General features: G+C 66.4%; 18 protein-coding genes. 15 read left to right on the forward strand and 3 right to left on the reverse strand.

The features are described 5' to 3' along the window. Window positions 1-136 precede the first annotated feature (136 nt). The 10 genes from ACA097_RS10300 (at window position 137) to ACA097_RS10345 (ending at window position 13,402) form a co-directional block, all read left to right on the forward strand. Window positions 137-2,398 carry a primosomal protein N' gene (locus ACA097_RS10300; RefSeq protein WP_371370066.1) on the forward strand — a complete coding sequence of 754 codons (2,262 nt, stop codon included), beginning with the start codon at window positions 137-139 and terminating at the stop codon, window positions 2,396-2,398. Between the two features lie 144 nt (window positions 2,399-2,542). Beyond that, window positions 2,543-4,282 carry an arginine--tRNA ligase gene (gene argS, locus ACA097_RS10305; protein WP_371370067.1) on the forward strand — a complete coding sequence of 580 codons (1,740 nt, stop codon included), beginning with the start codon at window positions 2,543-2,545 and terminating at the stop codon, window positions 4,280-4,282. Window positions 4,283-4,288: 6 nt separating this feature from the next. Further along, window positions 4,289-5,131: an SPOR domain-containing protein gene (locus ACA097_RS10310; protein ID WP_043248707.1), complete on the forward strand. Its 843-nt coding sequence runs from the start codon at window positions 4,289-4,291 to the stop codon at window positions 5,129-5,131. Between the two features lie 146 nt (window positions 5,132-5,277). After that, window positions 5,278-5,814 (forward strand): ATP-dependent protease subunit HslV, encoded by a 537-nt coding sequence (gene hslV / locus ACA097_RS10315; RefSeq protein WP_043248705.1) that lies wholly within the window; start codon window positions 5,278-5,280, stop codon window positions 5,812-5,814. 29 nt (window positions 5,815-5,843) lie between these two features. Continuing rightward, window positions 5,844-7,184 (forward strand): HslU--HslV peptidase ATPase subunit, encoded by a 1,341-nt coding sequence (hslU, locus tag ACA097_RS10320; RefSeq protein ID WP_043248703.1) that lies wholly within the window; start codon window positions 5,844-5,846, stop codon window positions 7,182-7,184. Between the two features lie 83 nt (window positions 7,185-7,267). Further along, window positions 7,268-7,639: a gamma-butyrobetaine hydroxylase-like domain-containing protein gene (locus tag ACA097_RS10325; RefSeq protein WP_043248701.1), complete on the forward strand. Its 372-nt coding sequence runs from the start codon at window positions 7,268-7,270 to the stop codon at window positions 7,637-7,639. Window positions 7,640-8,020: 381 nt separating this feature from the next. Next, complete coding sequence (phaC, locus tag ACA097_RS10330; protein ID WP_043248698.1) at window positions 8,021-9,700, forward strand: class II poly(R)-hydroxyalkanoic acid synthase; 1,680 nt, start codon at window positions 8,021-8,023, stop codon at window positions 9,698-9,700. Beyond that, window positions 9,697-10,713, forward strand: coding sequence for a poly(3-hydroxyalkanoate) depolymerase (phaZ, locus tag ACA097_RS10335; protein ID WP_371370068.1), 1,017 nt, complete (start codon window positions 9,697-9,699; stop codon window positions 10,711-10,713). Before phaC (ACA097_RS10330) ends, phaZ begins: the two co-directional genes overlap by 4 nt. Window positions 10,714-10,937: 224 nt before the next feature. Beyond that, window positions 10,938-12,620, forward strand: coding sequence for a class II poly(R)-hydroxyalkanoic acid synthase (gene phaC / locus ACA097_RS10340; RefSeq protein WP_043248697.1), 1,683 nt, complete (start codon window positions 10,938-10,940; stop codon window positions 12,618-12,620). 167 nt (window positions 12,621-12,787) lie between these two features. Then, window positions 12,788-13,402 carry a TetR/AcrR family transcriptional regulator gene (locus tag ACA097_RS10345; protein ID WP_043248695.1) on the forward strand — a complete coding sequence of 205 codons (615 nt, stop codon included), beginning with the start codon at window positions 12,788-12,790 and terminating at the stop codon, window positions 13,400-13,402. A gap of 56 nt (window positions 13,403-13,458) precedes the next feature. Here the strand turns inward: ACA097_RS10345 and ACA097_RS10350 are convergent, their stop codons facing one another. The 3 genes from ACA097_RS10350 to ACA097_RS10360 all read right to left on the reverse strand — a co-directional run bounded on the left by ACA097_RS10350 (window position 13,459) and on the right by ACA097_RS10360 (window position 15,190). Then, on the reverse strand, window positions 13,459-14,322 hold the full coding sequence (locus ACA097_RS10350) for a phasin family protein (RefSeq protein ID WP_371370069.1): 864 nt from the start codon (window positions 14,320-14,322) through the stop codon (window positions 13,459-13,461). 10 nt (window positions 14,323-14,332) lie between these two features. After that, complete coding sequence (locus tag ACA097_RS10355; protein WP_371370070.1) at window positions 14,333-14,755, reverse strand: phasin family protein; 423 nt, start codon at window positions 14,753-14,755, stop codon at window positions 14,333-14,335. Between the two features lie 159 nt (window positions 14,756-14,914). Continuing rightward, a complete protein-coding gene (locus tag ACA097_RS10360) occupies window positions 14,915-15,190 on the reverse strand; it encodes a polyhydroxyalkanoic acid system family protein (protein ID WP_371370071.1) in 276 nt (91 codons plus the stop codon). 130 nt (window positions 15,191-15,320) lie between these two features. Between ACA097_RS10360 and ubiE the strand changes: the two genes are divergently transcribed. From ubiE to ACA097_RS10385, 5 genes are all read left to right on the forward strand, one after another. After that, a complete protein-coding gene (ubiE, locus tag ACA097_RS10365; protein WP_043248689.1) occupies window positions 15,321-16,103 on the forward strand; it encodes a bifunctional demethylmenaquinone methyltransferase/2-methoxy-6-polyprenyl-1,4-benzoquinol methylase UbiE in 783 nt (260 codons plus the stop codon). Between the two features lies 1 nt (window position 16,104). Beyond that, window positions 16,105-16,728, forward strand: a complete 624-nt coding sequence (locus ACA097_RS10370) for an SCP2 domain-containing protein (RefSeq protein ID WP_043248687.1) — start codon at window positions 16,105-16,107, stop codon at window positions 16,726-16,728. Next, window positions 16,725-18,326 (forward strand): ubiquinone biosynthesis regulatory protein kinase UbiB, encoded by a 1,602-nt coding sequence (ubiB, locus tag ACA097_RS10375; RefSeq protein WP_043248685.1) that lies wholly within the window; start codon window positions 16,725-16,727, stop codon window positions 18,324-18,326. Before ACA097_RS10370 ends, ubiB begins: the two co-directional genes overlap by 4 nt. 82 nt (window positions 18,327-18,408) lie before the next feature. Beyond that, window positions 18,409-18,813 carry a phosphoribosyl-AMP cyclohydrolase gene (gene hisI, locus ACA097_RS10380; protein ID WP_043248683.1) on the forward strand — a complete coding sequence of 135 codons (405 nt, stop codon included), beginning with the start codon at window positions 18,409-18,411 and terminating at the stop codon, window positions 18,811-18,813. Then, a complete protein-coding gene (locus ACA097_RS10385; protein WP_043248682.1) occupies window positions 18,806-19,144 on the forward strand; it encodes a phosphoribosyl-ATP diphosphatase in 339 nt (112 codons plus the stop codon). Before hisI ends, ACA097_RS10385 begins: the two co-directional genes overlap by 8 nt. Window positions 19,145-19,168 lie beyond the last annotated feature (24 nt).

Raw genomic sequence — 19,168 nt, forward strand, 5'->3', positions numbered from 1 at the left:
CAGAAGCCGAGCCACGGTCGTCGAGGACCGCAGGCGGGATCTATTTACCGGGCACCGCACGCAAATTAAGGGCGTGGATCATACCAGAGCGTTTTTCCAACGCAAGTCGCGCCTTCGACCGACCGTCGCCACGCCCATGCTAAGATCGCCGCCTCCCGATGCCCCGGAAAGCCCCAGCGTGCCCCAAGCCAGCATCCTGCGCCTCGCCCTGCCCTCGCCGCTGCGCCGCCTGTTCGACTACCTGCCGCCGCGCGGGGTCGACGCGCAGCGCCTGCCATTGGGCGTACGCCTGCGCGTGCCCTTCGGCCGCCGCGAGATCGTCGGCGTGCTGGTGGAGCACGCGGAAACCTCCGAGGTGCCCGAGGGCAAACTGCGCCCGGCGCTGGAAGTGCTCGACCGCGAGCCACCGCTGCCGCCCCACCTGCTGGAGCTCTGCCGCTGGACCTCGCAGTACTACCAGCACAGCTTCGGCGACACCCTGTCCTGGGCGCTGCCGAACCTGCTGCGCCAGGGCGAGCCGGCCGAAGCGCGGGTGCAGCGCTTCTGGCTCGCCGCCCCCGGCGCCAAGCTCGACGACCCGCGGCTGACCCGCGCACCGCGCCAGCGCCAGGCCCTGCAGACGCTGCAACAGCACCCGCACGGCGTGCTGCACGAGCTGCTCGGCCAGCTTGGCATCAATAAGGACAGCCTCGACCTGCTGGTGGAAAAAGGCCTCGCCAGCCAGGAAAGCCGCCACCACGCGCCCGTCGAACACCACGGCGGCTGGCTGGCGCAGGCCGAACTGCCGCTCAACGCCGAACAGCGCGCCGCCTGCGAAGCGGTGCGCGCCGGCTTCGGCAGCTTCCACAGCTACCTGCTGGCGGGGGTCACCGGTAGCGGCAAGACCGAGGTCTACCTGCAGCTGATCCGCGAGACCCTGGAGGCCGGCAAGCAGGCGCTGGTATTGATCCCGGAGATCAACCTCGGCCCGCAGACCCTGAGTCGCTTCGAGCGCCGCTTCAACGCGCGCATCGCCCTGCTGCACTCGGCGCTGACCGACCGCGAGCGGCTGGACGCCTGGCTGGCGGCGCGCGACGGCGACGCGGACATCGTCATCGGCACCCGTTCGGCGCTGTTCACCCCGCTGAAGAATCCAGGGCTGATCATCATCGACGAGGAGCACGACGCTTCCTATAAACAGCAGGAAGGCCTGCGCTACCACGCCCGCGACCTGGCCCTGGTGCGGGCGCGCATGGAGCGAGTGCCCATCCTGCTCGGCTCGGCCACGCCCTCGCTGGAAAGCCTGCACAACGCCGCCAGCGGCCGCTACGGTTTGCTGCGCCTGACCCAGCGCGCCGGCGGCGCCCAGGCGCCGAAGTTCCAGCGCCTGGACGTGAAGAGCCTGCCGCTGGACGCCGGTCTGTCGATGCCGCTGCAACGGGCCATCGGCGAAACCCTCGGCGCCGGCCAGCAGGTACTGGTCTACCTGAACCGCCGCGGCTTCGCCCCGACCCTGCTGTGCCACGACTGCGGCTGGATCAGCAAATGCCCGCGCTGCGACGCCCGCATGACCCTGCACCAGGGCTCCGGCGAGCTGCGCTGTCACCATTGCGACCACCGCGAGCGCCCCCCGCGCAAATGCCCGGACTGCGGCAAGCTCGACCTGCGCCCGGTCGGCGCCGGCACCGAGCGCGCCGAGGAGCGCCTGCGCATCCTCTTCCCGAACTACCCGGTGCTGCGCATCGACCGCGACAGCACCTCGCGCAAGCACGCCATGCGCGACCTCTTTGCCACGATCAATAAAGGCGAGCCGTGCATCCTCGTCGGCACGCAGATGCTCGCCAAGGGGCACCACTTCCCGCGCGTGACCCTGGTGGCGATCCTCGATGCCGACGGCGGGCTGTTCTCCGCCGACTTCCGCGCCAGCGAACGCATGGCCCAGCAGATCGTCCAGGTCGCCGGCCGCGCCGGCCGCGCCGAGGAGCCAGGACGCGTGCTGATCCAGACCCACCTGGCCGAGCATCCGCTGCTGGTGCAGCTCACCGAGCAGGGTTACTTCGCCTTCGCCGAACAGGCACTGTCCGAACGCCGCGCCGCCGGCCTGCCGCCCTTCTGCCACATGGCGCTGCTGCGCGCAGAGGCACACAAGCCGGGCCAGGCCGAGGGCTTCCTCGACGAAGCCTGCGCCGAAGCCGAACACCTGCAGGCGCAGCTGGGCAGCGACGTGGAGCTGCTAGGCCCGGTGCCGGCGCCCATGGAACGCCGCGCCGGCCGCTTCCGCGCGCAATTGCTGCTGATGAGCACGGCCCGCGCGCCGCTGCATCGCCTGCTGACGCCCTGGCTGCAAGTGCTCGAAGGCATGCCGAGCGGGCGCCAGGTGCGCTGGTCGCTCGACGTCGACCCTATCGACCTCTTCTGATCGTCCAATTCCCGTCCGACCTGGCCGAGGTCAAGGCGAAGCCGGCGGCTTGCTTGTAGCTTTTCCTTCGGACACCGATAATGCGCGGTTCTGAGCCAGATATGCGGTCGCCGCCCCGAGTCGCGCGCGAGCACGGAGAAAATCATGAAAGACACCATCCGCCAGCTGATCCAGCACGCCCTCGCCAGCCTCGTCGAGGACGGCACCCTGCCGGCCGGCCTGACGCCCGACATCCAGGTCGAGACCACCAAGGACCGCAGCCACGGCGACTACGCCAGCAACATCGCGATGATGCTGGCCAAGCCCGCCGGCATGAAGCCGCGCGACCTGGCGACCCAGCTGGTCGCCGCCCTGCCGGCCAACCCGCAGGTGGCCAAGGTCGACATCGCCGGCCCCGGCTTCCTCAACTTCTTCCAGGACCAGGCATGGCTGGCCTCCAGCCTCGACGCCGCCTTGTCTGACGCGCACCTGGGCGTGCACAAGGCCGGCGCCACGCAGCGCGTAGTCGTCGACCTGTCCTCGCCGAACCTGGCCAAGGAAATGCACGTCGGCCACCTGCGCTCGACCATCATCGGCGACGCCGTAGCCCGCGTACTGGAGTTCCTCGGCGACACCGTGATCCGGCAGAACCACGTCGGCGACTGGGGCACCCAGTTCGGCATGCTGCTGGCTTACCTGGAAGAGCAGCCGGTCGACGCCCAGGCCGAGTTGCACGACCTGGAAGTCTTCTACCGCGCCGCCAAGAAGCGCTTCGACGAATCCGAAGCCTTCGCCAACCGCGCCCGCGAGCTGGTGGTCAAGCTGCAGGCCGGCGACCCCGAATGCCTGCGCCTGTGGACCCGCTTCAACGAGATTTCCCTGTCGCACTGCCAGAAGGTCTACGACCAGCTCGGCGTGAAGCTGACCATGGCCGACGTGATGGGCGAGAGCGCCTACAACGACGACCTGGCCAACGTGGTCGAGGCACTCAAGGCCAAGGGCCTGCTCACCGAGGACGACGGCGCCCTCTGCGTCTTCCTCGATGAATTCAAGAACGCCGAAGGCAACCCACTGCCGGTGATCGTGCAGAAGGCCGGAGGCGGATACCTCTACGCCACCACCGACCTGGCCGCCATGCGCTACCGGCACAACAATCTGCACGCCGACCGCGTGCTGTATTTCGTCGACCAGCGCCAGGCCCTGCACTTCCAGCAGGTCTTCGAGGTCGCCCGCCGCGCCGGCTTCGTCCCGGCCAGCATGGAACTGGAGCACATGGGCTTCGGCACCATGAACGGCGCCGACGGCAAGCCGTTCAAGACCCGCGACGGCGGCACCGTGAAGCTGATCGACCTGCTCAACGAGGCCGAAGAACGCGCCTACACCCTGGTCAAGGCGAAGAACCCCGAACTGGCCGACGACGAGCTGCGCCAGATCGCCCACGCCGTGGGCATCGGCGCGGTGAAATACGCCGACCTGTCCAAGCACCGCACCAGCGACTACAGCTTCAACTTCGAGCAGATGCTCAGCTTCGAAGGCAACACCGCGCCCTACCTGCTGTATGCCTACACCCGCGTGGCCAGCGTGTTCCGCAAGCTGGGCAAGGGCTACGACGAAGTCGCCGGCAAGATCGTCCTGGAAGCGCCGCAGGAGCAGGCCCTGGCCGCCCAGCTGGCGCAGTTCGGCGACCTGCTGAACAATGTCGCGCTCAAGGGCGTACCGCATATCCTCTGCGCCTATCTGTACGAACTGGCCGGTCTGTTCTCCAGCTTCTACGAGCACTGCCCGATCCTCGCCGCAGAAACCCCCGAGCAGCAGGAAAGCCGTCTGAAGCTGGCCGCCCTCACCGGCCGCACCCTCAAGCAGGGCCTGGAACTGCTGGGCCTGGAAACCCTCGAGCGCATGTAACTGCCCATGGCGAAGAAGAAACCCGCACCCAAGCGCGGCGCCAGCCGCTACCAGGCTCCGGCCAAGAAGAGCTCGATGCCCGGCTGGGTCTGGCTGGTCGCCGGCCTGGCCATCGGCGGCTTCATCATGTTCCTGATGAAGCTGGAACCGGGCCGCAACGAGGTGCGCCGGGAGAAACCCGAGCAGCAGAAGCCGGGCGTCGCACAGGGTGCCAAGCCGGGCACCCCGGCGCAGCCACCCTCGGCCATCGCGGTGAAGCCGAAGTACGACTTCTACACCCTGCTGCCGGGCTCGGAAGTGGTGGTGCCGCCGGAATCCGTCCCGGAGAAACCGCAGACGCCGCCGGCGAATCAGCAGACGCCGACCGTGGTCAGCACCCCGGAAGACGCCGCGAAGATCGACGCCAACCGAGCGCAGGCTGCGCTCAACGGGCAGACTCCGCCGCCGCCGGCAATCGTCCGCCCGGCCACGCCAACGACGAGCGCTGCGACTACCGCAACCACTCCGGGTGCAACCGCTACGCAGCAGCAGAAGCAGCAGCCGGCGAATACGGCAAAAGCCGCCGCCACGCCCGCGAGCAAGCCGATCGCCCCGCCCTCGGTCGCCGCCACCCAGTACTACCTGCAGGCCGGCTCGTTCCGTAAGCAGGCCGACGCCGACCGCGTGCGCGCCCAGGTCATCCTTCTTGGCCAGGCCGCTCGCGTGGAGTCCGGCGCGGTCAAGGACGAAACTTGGTACCGCGTGATGGTCGGCCCGTACAGCGACCGCGCGCAGGTGTCGGCGGCGCAGAAGCAGCTCTCCGCCAACGGCTTCAGCAACGTGCTGTTACAGCAGCGCCAGACCCGCTAAGGGCGCGGCCTGCAGCCATTCCTGGCAAAGACCGTCCGGCGCCCTGCCGGACGGTCGCCTGTCGGCCTGGGTTGAAGGCCGCATCCTTCATCCCCATATGACTCCGCATTCGGGCAAATCTGCCCCGCTGTGTGGAGAACTCCCCCTTGACCACTATCGTTTCTGTCCGCCGCAACGGCAAAGTCGTCATGGGCGGCGACGGCCAGGTTTCCCTTGGCAACACCGTCATGAAAGGCAATGCGAAGAAGGTCCGCCGCCTCTACCACGGCAACGTGCTGGCGGGCTTCGCCGGCGCCACCGCCGACGCCTTCACCCTCTTCGAGCGCTTCGAGCAGCAGCTTGAGAAGCACCAGGGCCACCTGGTCCGCGCGGCCGTCGAACTGGCCAAGGACTGGCGCACCGACCGCTCCCTGAGCCGCCTGGAAGCCATGCTGGCAGTCGCCAACAAGGACGCCTCGCTGATCATCACCGGCAACGGCGACGTGGTCGAACCCGAGCACGGCCTGATCGCCATGGGCTCCGGCGGCGGTTTCGCCCAGGCCGCGGCCATGGCCCTGCTGCAGAAGGCCGATGACAGCATGAGTGCCCGCGAGATCGCCGAGACCGCGCTGAACATCGCCGGCTCGATCTGCGTCTTCACCAACCAGAATCTCACCATCGAGGAGCTCGACAGCGCCGTCTGAGGCCCTGTCGCTCCGGAGAACCCGATCAAATGTCCATGACTCCCCGCGAGATCGTCCACGAACTCAATCGCCACATCATCGGCCAGGACGACGCCAAGCGCGCCGTTGCCATCGCCCTGCGCAACCGCTGGCGGCGCATGCAGCTCCCGGCCGAGCTGCGCGCCGAAGTGACGCCGAAGAACATCCTGATGATCGGCCCGACCGGCGTCGGCAAGACCGAGATCGCCCGCCGCCTGGCCAAGCTGGCCAACGCGCCCTTCCTGAAGGTCGAGGCGACCAAGTTCACCGAGGTCGGCTATGTCGGCCGTGACGTCGAGTCGATCATTCGCGACCTCGCCGATGCGGCGATCAAGATGCTCCGCGAGCAGGAAGTCCAGAAGGTGAAATACCGCGCCGAGGACGCTGCCGAGGAACGCATCCTCGACGCCCTGCTGCCGCCGGCACGCACCGGCTTTGGCGACGAGCCGGCGCCGCGCGAGGACTCCAACACCCGCCAGCTGTTCCGCAAGCGCCTTCGCGAAGGCCAGCTGGACGACAAGGAAATCGACATCGAAGTGGCCGACATCCCGGCCGGCGTGGAAATCATGGCGCCGCCCGGCATGGAGGAGATGACCAACCAGCTGCAGAGCCTGTTCTCCAACATGGGCAAGGGCAAGCAGAAGACACGCAAGCTGAAGGTCGCCGAGGCCATGAAGCTGATCCGCGACGAGGAAGCGCAGCGCCTGGTCAATGAAGAAGACCTCAAGGCCCGCGCCCTGGAAGCGGTCGAGCAGAACGGCATCGTCTTCATCGACGAGATCGACAAGATCGCCAAGCGCGGCAATGTCGGCGGCGCCGATGTTTCCCGCGAAGGCGTGCAGCGCGACCTGCTGCCGCTGATCGAGGGCTGCACCGTCAACACCAAGCTGGGCATGGTCAAGACCGACCACATCCTGTTCATCGCCTCGGGCGCCTTCCACCTGTCCAAGCCCAGCGACCTGGTGCCGGAACTGCAAGGCCGCCTGCCGATCCGCGTCGAGCTCAAGGCCCTGACTCCAGACGACTTCAAGCGCATCCTGCGCGAGCCACACGCGTCGCTCACCGAGCAGTACACCGCGCTGCTGAAGACCGAGGGGCTGGACATCGAGTTCGCCGACGACGGCGTGCAGCGCCTGGCGGAGATCGCCTGGCAGGTCAACGAGAAGACCGAGAACATCGGTGCTCGCCGCCTGCATACCCTGCTGGAGCGCCTGCTGGAAGAAGTCTCCTTCGACGCCGCCGACCTTGCCAGCGAGCACAGCGAAAAGCCGATCGTGATCGACGCCGCCTACGTCAACGGCCACCTCGGCGAGCTGGCGCAGGACGAGGATCTGTCGCGCTATATTCTCTAAGAGCATCGCTACGCCGTATGCCGAAAGCCGCAAACGGGACACCGCTTGCGGCTTTCTTGCCTTGAAGCCCGGAGCTTTCAGAAATGCACATCCCAACCGCCATCCAACTGCACAAGGCTTCGCGCACCCTGACCCTGAAGTACGGCGAAGAGTCCTACGACCTGCCCGCCGAATTCCTCCGCGTGCACTCGCCCTCGGCAGAAGTGCAGGGCCACGGCAACCCGATCCTGCAGTACGGCAAACTCAACGTCGCCCTGGTCGGATTGGAACCGGCAGGCCAGTACGCACTCAAGCTGACTTTCGACGACGGCCACGACAGCGGGCTTTATTCCTGGGACTACCTCTACCAGCTGTGCACCCGCAAGGAGCAACTGTGGAACGAGTACCTGGAAGAGCTGCAAAAGGCCGGAAAATCCCGCGACCCGTCTGAATCGGTGGTTCGGCTCATGCTGTGACCCGGCCTTTCGTCCAGGCGAATATTCCTCCCCTCCCCGGCCCTGTACAGGGCACGTCATTTGCAACATTCTCCAAGCAGACTGGATTCCGATCAGGCCATTCCCGATCTCCTGCGCATTCGGCTGTTTTCTAGGGCGTTCTTTCTAGATTTTCTCGGGAAAATACTGAAAGGCCTTGAGTGACAACCTCTTGCATGCAGCAGGAATTCGGGATAACCAAAACGGTGCGCCTTGGGCGCAATCGAGGCCGGGCCCAGGAATGGGCCGACAGAGGTTGACCGACGTGAAGCGCGCTTCACGCCAACTGGTTCCGAGCAGCACCTGGCGCTTTGCGCCGGTTGCATTCCTGACTGTTTGTCCTAGGACATTGGAGCGTCGTCGATGACCGACAAGAAGAACAACGATCTACCCCAGCAAGCCGCGGAAAACACCCTGAACCTGAACCCAGTGATAGGGATTCGCGGCAAGGATATTTTGAGCTCTGCCCGCATGGTGCTGATGCAAGCACTCAAGCAACCCTTCCATAGCGTCAAGCACGTCGGCCATTTCGGCCTGGAACTGAAGAACGTCCTGCTCGGGACCTCACAGCTGCGCCCGTCCGACGACGACCGCCGCTTCAACGATCCGGCCTGGAGCCAGAACCCGCTCTACCGCCGTTATCTGCAGACCTACCTGGCCTGGCGCAAGGAGCTGCACGAGTGGCTCGGCGGCAGCGACCTTACGCCGCAGGACATCAGCCGCGGGCAGTTCGTCATCAACCTGATGACCGAAGCCATGGCGCCAACCAACACCCTGAGCAACCCGGCAGCGGTCAAGCGCTTCTTCGAGACCGGCGGCAAGAGCCTGCTCGACGGCCTCAGCCACCTTGCCAAGGACCTGGTGAACAACGGCGGCATGCCCAGCCAGGTGAACATGGACGCTTTCGAGGTCGGCAAGAACCTCGCCACCACCGAAGGCGCCGTGGTGTTCCGCAACGACGTGCTGGAACTGATCCAGTACAAGCCGATCACCGAGAGCGTGCACGAACGCCCGCTGCTGGTGGTGCCGCCGCAGATCAACAAGTTCTACGTGTTCGACCTGTCGCCGGAGAAGAGCCTCGCGCGCTTCTGCCTGCGCAACCAGGTGCAGACCTTCATCGTCAGCTGGCGCAACCCGACCAAGGCACAGCGTGAGTGGGGCCTGACCACTTACATCGAGGCGCTGAAGGAAGCCATCGACGTGGTCCTCGCCATCACCGGCGCCAAGGACCTGAACATGCTCGGCGCCTGCTCCGGCGGCATCACCACCGTGACCCTGCTGGGCCACTACGCCGCGCTGGGCGAGGAGAAGGTCCACGCCTTCACCCAGATGGTCAGCGTGCTCGACTTCGAGCTCGACACCACCATCGCCCTGTTCGCCGACGAGAAGACCCTCGAGGCCGCCAAGCGCCGCTCCTACCAATCCGGCGTGCTGGAAGGCAAGGACATGGCCAAGGTGTTCGCCTGGATGCGGCCGAACGACCTGATCTGGAACTACTGGGTCAACAACTACCTGCTCGGCAACGAGCCGCCGGCCTTCGACATCCTGTTCTGGAACAACGACACCACGCGCCTGCCCGCCGCGCTGCACGGCGAGCTGGTGGAAATGTTCAAGAGCAACCCGCTCAGCCGCCCCGGCGCGCTGGAGGTCGCCGGCACCCCCATCGACCTCAAGCAGGTCAAATGCGACTTCTATTGCCTGGCCGGACTGACCGACCACATCACGCCCTGGGAAGCCTGCTATCGCTCCGCCCGCCTGCTTGGCGGCAAGTGCGAGTTCATCCTCTCCAACAGCGGGCACATCCAGAGCATCCTCAACCCACCGGGCAACCCCAAGGCTCGCTTCATGACCGGCCCCGAACTGTCCGTCGATCCCAAGACCTGGCAGGAGAACTCCAGCAAGCACGCCGACTCCTGGTGGCTGCACTGGCAGCAGTGGCTGGCTGAGCGCTCCGGCAAGTTGAAGAAGGCATCGGCGACGCTGGGCAACAAGGCCTATCCGGCCGGCGAGGCTTCCCCCGGAACCTACGTACACGAACGATGAAGACAGAGACGCTTCCCGACGCGCCGCTCCCCGAAGAGCCGGCCCAGCAACCGCAGGCAGAGCCCCTGCCCGCCACCCGCCGCGCGCCCCGTGCGCGCGCGGCCAAGGTGGTGGCCGAGGCCGTCGCGGCTGAACCCCAGGCGAAAAAGGAGATCGCGCCGCAACCCTTCGTGTTCCGCACCATCGAGCTGGATGGGCAGAGCATTCGCACGGCGGTGCGCCCCGGCAAGGGACACATGACGCCGCTGCTGATATTCAACGGCATTGGCGCCAACCTCGAGCTGGTGTTCCCCTTTGTGGCGGCGCTGGACCCGGACCTGGAGGTGATCGCCTTCGACGTGCCCGGGGTCGGTGGTTCGTCGACGCCGAGCACGCCTTACCGCTTCCCGGGCCTGGCCCGGTTGGCGGCGCGCATGCTCGACTACCTGGACTACGGCCAGGTGGCCGCGATCGGCGTGTCCTGGGGCGGCGCGCTGGCCCAGCAGTTCGCCCACGACTATCCCGAACGCTGCAAGAAACTGATCCTCGCCGCCACCGCGGCGGGGGCAGTGATGGTCCCGGGAAAACCAAAGGTTCTCTGGCGCATGGCCAGCCCGCGGCGCTACATCCAGCCGTCCTATGGCGCACACATTGCCCCGGACATCTACGGCGGGGCCTTCCGCCGCGATCCCAAGCTGGCCATGGCGTTCGCCGCCAAGGTGCGCTCCTCCGGCAAGCTCGGCTACTACTGGCAGCTGTTCGCCGGGCTCGGCTGGACCAGCGTGCACTGGCTGCACAAGATCCAGCAGCCGACCCTGGTGCTGGCCGGCGACGACGACCCGATCATTCCGCTGATCAACATGCGCCTGATCGCCTGGCGCATTCCCAACGCCGAACTGCACGTGATCGACGATGGCCACCTGTTCCTGGTGACCCGCGCCGAGACGGTCGCGCCCATCATCATGAAATTCCTCCACGAGGAACGGCAGCGCGCGATCATGCATCCGCGCCTGTTCGCACCCAAGGCCAGCTAACCATCGGCACCCTGTCGCGCCCGGCTTCCACCGCCGCGACAGGGAGGCATGCGCAGCATCATCGCCTCGTAATAGTGCACAGGCATGCTCCTGAGCCGGCACATGCTCGCCAGGCAGCCTATGCTTGCCTCCTTGCGCGCGTCAGGCACGGGCCTGCGGCAAAGCTGGTATGGGCCTTGCTGGGTCTGCACCGAGACGGTTCTTTCATCGATGGAGAGCTGCACATGCGAGAGACTTCTAGCGCCGGCCGCCTGCCGGCCCCCGCCGAGTTCATGAACGCGCAGAGCGCCATGGTCGGCCTGCGCGGCAAGGACATGCTGTCCACTCTGCGCTCCCTGGCGCTGCAGGGCGTGCGCAGACCGCTGTACAACGCCCGCCACCTGGCGGCGTTCGGCAAGCAGATGGGGCGCGTGCTGCTTGGGGATTCGCCGCTGCAGCCCAACCCGCAGGACGCCCGCTTCCAGGACCCGTCCTGGCGCCTCAACCCCTTCTACCGGCGCACCCTGCAGGCCTACCTGGCCTGGCAGCAGCAGCTGCTCGCCTGGATCGACGAAAGCGACATGGAATGCGACGACCGCACCCGCGCGCGCTTCGTGCTGTCGCTGTTCGCCGATGCCATGGCGCCCTCCAACAGCCTGATCAACCCGCAGGCGGTGAAGGAGATATTCAATACCGGCGGCCAGAGCCTGCTCTCCGGCGGCCGCCATCTGCTCGCCGACCTGATGCACAACGGCGGCATGCCCAGCCAGGTCAACAAGCAGGCCTTCGAGGTCGGCCGGAACCTGGCCAACACGCCGGGCGCGGTGGTGTTCCGCAGCGAAGTGCTGGAGCTGATCCAGTACAAGCCCATGGGCGAGCACCTGTACGCCAAGCCGCTGCTGATAGTTCCGCCACAGATCAACAAGTACTACATCTTCGATCTCAGCGCGGAGAAGAGCTTCGTCCAGTACGCCCTGAAGAACAATCTGCAGGTATTCATGGTCAGTTGGCGCAACCCCGACGCGCGCCACCGCGAGTGGGGCCTGTCGACCTACGTGAAGGCCCTCGACGAAGCCATCGAGGTTTGCCGTTCGATCAGCGGCAGCCGCAGCGTCAACCTGATGGGCGCCTGCTCCGGCGGCCTCACCATCGCCGCGCTGCAAGGCCACCTGCAGGCGCGCCGGCAACTGCGCAAGATCAGCAGCGCCACCTACCTGGTGAGCCTGCTGGACAGCCAGGTAGAGACGCCGGCCGCGCTGTTCGCCGATGAGCAGACCCTGGAGACCAGCAAGCGCCGCTCGTACCAGCACGGCGTGCTCGAAGGCAAGGACATGGCCAAGGTGTTCGCCTGGATGCGGCCGAACGACCTGATCTGGAACTACTGGGTCAACAACTACCTGCTCGGCAAGCTGCCGCCGGCCTTCGACATCCTCTACTGGAACAACGACAACACCCGGCTGCCCGCCGCGCTGCACGGCGACTTCCTCGACTTCTTCAAGCACAACCCGCTGGCCCGCGCCGGCGCCATGGAAATCTGCGGCACGCCGATCGACCTGAAGAAAGTGGCTGTGGACAACTTCCACGTCGCCGGCATCACCGACCACATCACGCCCTGGGACGCGGTCTACCGCTCGGCCTTGCTGATGGGCGGCGACAGCCGCTTCGTGCTGTCCAACAGCGGGCACATCCAGAGCATCCTCAACCCGCCGGGCAACCCCAAGGCCTGCTACTTCGAGAATGGCAAGCTGCAGTCCGACCCGCGCGCCTGGTACTACGACACCCAGCGCCACGAGGGCAGCTGGTGGCCGATGTGGCTGCAGTGGATCCAGGAGCGCTCCGGCGAGCGCGGCGCGGTGAACTTCGAGCTGGGCAACGCCGAGCACCCGCCGATGGAGGCGGCGCCGGGCACTTACGTCCACGAGCGCTAGAACTCCTTCGAATCTGCAGGGGCTGATCTCATCCGCGAATCGTGCCGGGACCTCAGGCCATCGCGGACAAGGTCGGCTCCTGCAGGAAATCCCTCTCCTCGGGGGGCTGGCCGCCACCCAAAGGCGCGGTTATCGTCGGCGCTCCCGAGGCCAGAACAAGAACACGGATGAAGACCCGCGACAGAATCCTCGAGTGTGCCCGCCTGCTGTTCAACGAGCAGGGCGAACCCAACGTCTCCACCCTGGAGATCGCCACCGAACTGGGCATCAGCCCGGGCAACCTGTACTACCACTTCCACGGCAAGGAGCCCCTGGTCATGGCGCTCTTCGCCCATTTCGAGGAAGAGCTGCAGCCCCTGCTCGATCCGCCCGCCGAAGCGCGACTGGGCGCGGAAGACTATTGGCTGTTCCTGCACCTGATCGTCGAGCGCCTGGCGCACTACCGCTTCCTCTTCCAGGACCTCTCCAACCTCGCCGGGCGCCTGCCCAAGCTCGCGCGCGGCATGCGCAACTGGCTGAACGCACTCAAGCGCACGCTCGCGGCGCTGCTCGCCAAACTCAAGGCCGAGGGCGAGTTGATCAGCGACACCGCGTCACTGGGGCAACTGGTCGAGCAGATCACCCTGACCCTGCTGTTCTCGCTGGATTACCAGCGCATCCTGGGCGGCGCCGGCGAAGTCCGCATGGTGGTCTACCAGGTAATGATGCTGGTGGCGCCGCACTTGCGCGGAGAGTCGCGCGTCGCTGCCGAGCACTTGGCGCTGCGCTACCTGCAGGCCTGACGAAGGCCCAAAGAAAACGCCCGGCGCTAGGCCGGGCGTTGGGTACCGCGAGACACTCAGGCCTGGGTCGACGACGGTGCCGGAGTGGCTGCCGGAGCAGCGGCGGCCGGGGCCGGAGTCGCAGCCGGAGCAGCAGCCGGGGCAGCGGCAGGAGCGGCAGCCGGCTTGGGTGCAGCAGCCGGCTTGGGTGCAGCAGCCTTCTTCACCGCCGGCTTCTTCGCCGCAGCAGGCTTGGCAGCCGGTTTCGCCGCAGCGGGCTTGGCAGCTGCAGGCTTCGCAGCGGCCGGTTTGGCAGCAGCCTTGGCAGCCGGTTTAGCGGCGGCGGGCTTCGCAGCAGCAGCTTTGGCGGCAGGCTTGGCTGCCGGTTTGGCCGCGGGCTTGGCAGCAGGTTTGGCGGCGGCCTTGGCGGCGGGTTTCGCGGCAGCGGTCTTGGCGGCAGGCTTGGCAGCGGCCGGTTTCGCAGCCGGCTTGGCGGCGGTCTTGGCAGCCGGTTTGACGCTGCTCACGCTGACGCCGGTGAGCTTCTCGATCTGCTTGGTCAGGCTTGCGACCTTGCTGTGAAGCTCCTTGACCTCATTGCGGCTTGGCACGCCCAGACGCGAGATCGCGCTGTTCAGACGCTTGTCGAAAGCCTCTTCCAGCTCGCTCCACTTGCCCAGCGCCTTGTCCTTGACCTCGTCGACCTTGGACTTGGCGGAACGCGCAGTGGTCTTCACCACGCCGACGGACTTGTCGACCTCGCTCTTGGCGAGCTTCTCGGCCTTCTCGCCATCCTTGACCAGGGTCTCGAACAGCTTGCTGCCGTCCTTGCTGACCTTCGAGTAGGCCCCCAGACCAGCCAACCAGATTTGCCGGGAGTACTTCTCGACTTCGCCGACCCAACTGGACTCTTTTTTATCGGTAGTTTTCTTGCCAGCCATCCCGCTCTCCTCAATGAGTTTTCGCGACACGCTCGAGCACCGCGCTCAGCTCATCCAGCTTAGCAGAGAGCGCTTCCACGTCCTGCCGCGAAGGGATGCCGATGCGGTTCAGCGCGGTGGCGACGCGGCTGTCGAATGCCTTCTCGACTTTATCGAGCTGCACTTCAACCTTGCCCTTCACGCTGGAGACGCTGCTCTTGACGCTGTCGTTGGCGGCTTCGACCTGTTCGGTGACCAGCTTGCGGCCCTTGCTTTCGACGCCTTCGCCGGACTTCACCAGCTCCTTGAAGTAGTCCACGCCTTCCTGACCCACGCGCGCATAGGCGCCCAGGCCGGCCAGCCAGATCTGGCGGGCGTAGTGCTTGACGTCGGTGATCACGGAGCTGTCTTTGACGGCTTTCTCGACTTTCTTCTTGCTGGCGACTTTGGCCATGGCGGGATCCTCACACTGTTATCGGGGTTCCGAAGAAGCCCGCTTCGCTGCGAGCTTGAGTGCAAGGTATCGGGGAAAATTAGAAAACACATACCAGCCGGCGAAAGCGGCTGCGGTGTTCATCGCAGGAGCGAACTGGCTCGCTCCTGCGAATGCGCCTCAGGCCAGGGCCTTGTCCAGCGCGCGCTCGATCTCGCCCTTGAGCATGCCGCCCATGGCGGACAGCAGCAGGCCCAGCTTGACCTCCACCGCCACGCGGTCGTCATCGACCTCGATGCGGCCATCCACGCCGCTGCGCTTGAAGGTCAGAACGTCGCCCTGCCACTCGTAGCTCACACCGTGCTCGCGGGACAGCTTCTCGGCCAGTTTCTGGGCCTTCTCGCGGGCGGCCTCGCGGCCGAGGGAGTGGGAACGTTCGACGTGGATACGGGACATGGACGGCTCCGGGAATGACAGACCCGCCGATGATACGCGGCATGACCTTTCGCCGCACCCCGAGGCATGGGGGGCGTTTTGCCGTCTTCCTGTTAGAATGCCCGCCACTGACTTCCAGGGTAGAAACGCCATGAGCGAGCCGCGCAAGCCGGCAGGGGACCAGGGCCCCGCCGATCCCACCACGCACTTCGGCTACAAGACCGTGCGCGAGAGCGAGAAGGCCGGCAAGGTCGCCGAAGTCTTCCACTCGGTCGCCGCCAAGTACGACCTGATGAACGACCTGATGTCCGGTGGCGTCCACCGCCTGTGGAAACGCTTCACCATCGAGCTGTCCGGCGTGCGCGCCGGCAACCGCGTGCTCGACATCGCCGGCGGCACCGGTGACCTGACCCGCCAGTTCTCGCGCCTGGTCGGCCCGACCGGCGAAGTGGTGCTGGCCGACATCAACGCCTCGATGCTCAAGGTCGGCCGCGACAAGCTGCTCGACAGCGGCGTCGCCGGCAACGTCAACTTCGTCCAGGCCGATGCCGAGAAGCTGCCATTCCCGGACAATTACTTCGACGTGGTGACCATCGCCTTCGGCCTGCGCAACGTCACCCACAAGGACGCTGCCATCCGCTCGATGCTGCGCGTGCTCAAGCCGGGCGGCCGCCTGCTGGTGCTGGAGTTCTCCAAGCCGACCAGCAGCCTGCTGTCCAAGGCCTACGACGCCTACTCCTTCACCCTGCTGCCGCTGATGGGCAAGCTGGTCACCAACGACGCCGAGAGCTACCGCTACCTGGCCGAGTCGATCCGCATGCACCCGGACCAGGAAACGCTGAAGTCGATGATGGTCGAGGCCGGTTTCGACCGCGTCACCTACCACAACATGACCGGCGGCGTGGTCGCCCTGCACCGCGGCATCAAGCCCTGAGATGGCGCTCCTGACCCAGGCGCTGCTGGCCAGCGCCGAAGCCGGCGTGAACCGCGTGCTACGCCTGGACGGCGTGGCTCTGCAGCGTCTCTCGCGGCTTGCCGGAAGGGTCCTCGAAGTGGACTGCCAGGCCCCGTTGCTGCGCCTGTTCATCCTGCCCGGCGGCGATGGCCTGCACTTCGCCGCGCAGCATGAAGCCGAGGTCGACTGCACCCTGCGGGCACCGGCCGGGCGCCTGCTGCAACTGGCGCTCGCCGCCGACAAGACCCGCGTGCTGCACAGCCCGGAAGTCGAGATGGGCGGCGACAGCGCGCTGTTGCTGGAGCTCGCCGACATCCTGCAGAGCCTGGAGCTGGACTGGGAGTACGAAGTCCAGCAATGGCTCGGCCCGCTGGCCACGCAGCTGCTCGGCAGCCGTCTGCGCGAAGGCGCGCGCTGGGCCGGCGACAGCCTGGAAAGCCTGCGCCTGAGCCTGGCCGACTACCTCGCCGAAGAAAGCCGCACCCTGGTCGGGCGCAACGAAGCCGAAGCGCGCTTCGCCGAGCTTGACCAGCTGAAGATCGCCCTCGACCGCCTCGATGCGCGCCTGGCGCGCCTGTCCAAGAAGCCGAACCCCGACGCATGAAGCTGCTCGCCTTCCGCCGCCTGCTGCGCATCCAGAGCGTGGTGATCCGTTACCGCCTCGACGACCTCATCCTCGAACTGCCGATGCTGCCCTGGTGGCTGCGCCTGCTCGGCGGCCTGCTGCCCTGGCGCTGGCTGCCGCGGCGCACCCTCGAGCTGAGCCGCGGCGAGCGCATTCGCCTGGCCCTTGAGGGCCTGGGACCGATCTTCATCAAGTTCGGCCAGATCCTCTCCACCCGCCGCGACCTGCTCCCCGACGACATCGCCAACGAGCTTGCGCGCCTGCAGGACAAGGTTCCGCCGTTCTCGCCGGAAGCCTCGGTGGCGTTGATCGAGGAACAGCTCGGGGCGAAGGTCGAACAGGTCTTCGCGCGCTTCGAGCGCGAACCGCTGGCCTCGGCCTCGGTGGCCCAGGTGCACGCCGCGCAGCTAAAGAGCGGCGAGGAAGTGGTGGTCAAGGTGATCCGCCCGAACCTCAAGCCGGTGATTCGCGCCGACATCGCCTGGCTGTTCATCCTCGCCCGTGTGGCCGAGCGCGTCTCCGCCGATGCCCGCCGCCTGCATCCCGTGGAAGTGGTCAGCGACTACGAAAAGACCATCTACGACGAGCTCGACCTGCTCCGCGAGGCGGCCAACGCCAGCCAGCTGCGGCGCAACTTCGAGGGCTCGCCGCTGCTCTACGTGCCGCAGGTCTATTGGGACTGGTGCCGCCCGAAAGTGCTGGTGATGGAACGCATCTACGGCATTCCGGTCACCGACCTCGAGACCCTGCGCGACCAGCGCACCGACTTCAAGGCGCTCGCCGAGCGCGGCGTGGAGATCTTCTTCACCCAGGTGTTCCGCGACAGCTTCTTCCACGCCGACATGCACCCGGGCAACATCTTCGTCAGCACCCGCGCGCCCTGGAGCCCGCAGTACATCGCGGTTGACTGCGGCATCGTCGGCAGCCTGACCGACGAGGACCAGGACTACCTCGCGCGCAACCTGATCGCCTTCTTCAAGCGCGACTACCGCAAGGTCGCCCAGCTGCACATCGACTCCGGCTGGGTGCCGGCGGAAACCAAGGTCAACGACTTCGAAGCGGCGATCCGCACCGTCTGCGAACCCATCTTCGAGAAGCCGCTCAAGGACATTTCCTTCGGCCAGGTGCTGCTGCGCCTGTTCCAGACCGCACGCCGCTTCAACATGGAAGTGCAGCCGCAACTGGTGCTGCTGCAGAAGACCCTGCTGAACATCGAAGGCCTCGGCCGCCAGCTCTATCCGGACCTGGACCTGTGGAGCACCGCGCAGCCCTTCCTCGAGCGCTGGATGCGCGACCGCGTCAGCCCCGGCCAACTGCTGCGCAACGCCCAGCAGCACATCGAGCAGCTGCCGCACCTGGCACAGATGACCCGCGATACCCTGGAGCGTCTGTCGCAACCAGCCGCCGAGCAACCGGTCACAAACGGTGCGACGCCAGCTGGCGCCTGGGTTGCGCGGCTGATCGGCGCAGTGCTGGTCGCCGGCGCCACCCAGACAGGCCTCGCCACCCATTCGCTGGAAGCCTGGCCGGCCTGGGCCATGCTGGCCGGTGGTCTGTATCTGATCCTGCGCCGATAGCCAGTCGTCGCCACTGCTGGCACACTTGGTCGTTGATGCAATTGCCGCGGGGCGCGCAGGCGCCCGCTGTACGGAAGCGAGAATGAAAGACTGGCTGGACGAAATTCACTGGAACGCCGACGGCCTGGTGCCGGCGATCGCCCAGGACCACAAGACGGGCCGCGTACTGATGATGGCCTGGATGAACCGCGAGTCCCTGGCCCTGACCGCCGCCGAAAACCGCGCCATCTACTGGTCGCGCTCGCGCGGAAAGCTGTGGCGCAAGGGCGAGGAATCCGGGCATGTGCAGAAGGTGCATGAACTGCGCCTGGACTGCGACGCCGACGTCATCATCCTCATGGTCGAGCAACTGGGCGGCATCGCCTGCCACACCGGCCGCGAGAGCTGCTTCTACCGCGTCTTCCAGGACGGCGACTGGCAAGTCGTCGACCCGGTCCTGAAAGATCCGCACGCCATCTACGACAAGCCCGGACACAGCCATGAGTGACAACACCCTCGCCCGCCTGGCCGAAGTGCTCGAATCGCGCAAGAACGCCGCGCCCGAGAGTTCCTACGTCGCCAGCCTGTACTACAAGGGCCTGAACAAGATTCTGGAGAAGGTCGGCGAAGAGTCGGTGGAAACCATTCTCGCCGCCAAGGACGCTGCCCAGAGCGGCGACTGCACCGACCTGATCTACGAAACCGCCGACCTCTGGTTCCACTCGCTGGTCATGCTCGCCGCCCTCGGCCAGCATCCCCAGGCAGTACTGGACGAGCTGGAACGTCGCTTCGGCCTCTCCGGCCACGACGAAAAAGCCGCCCGCCAGCCGTCGAACTGAACCGCATTCAACGAGGAGAACAAT

It is taken from the genome of Pseudomonas sp. QL9 (genome assembly GCF_041409665.1).
In the GTDB taxonomy this organism is placed as follows: domain Bacteria; phylum Pseudomonadota; class Gammaproteobacteria; order Pseudomonadales; family Pseudomonadaceae; genus Pseudomonas; species Pseudomonas knackmussii.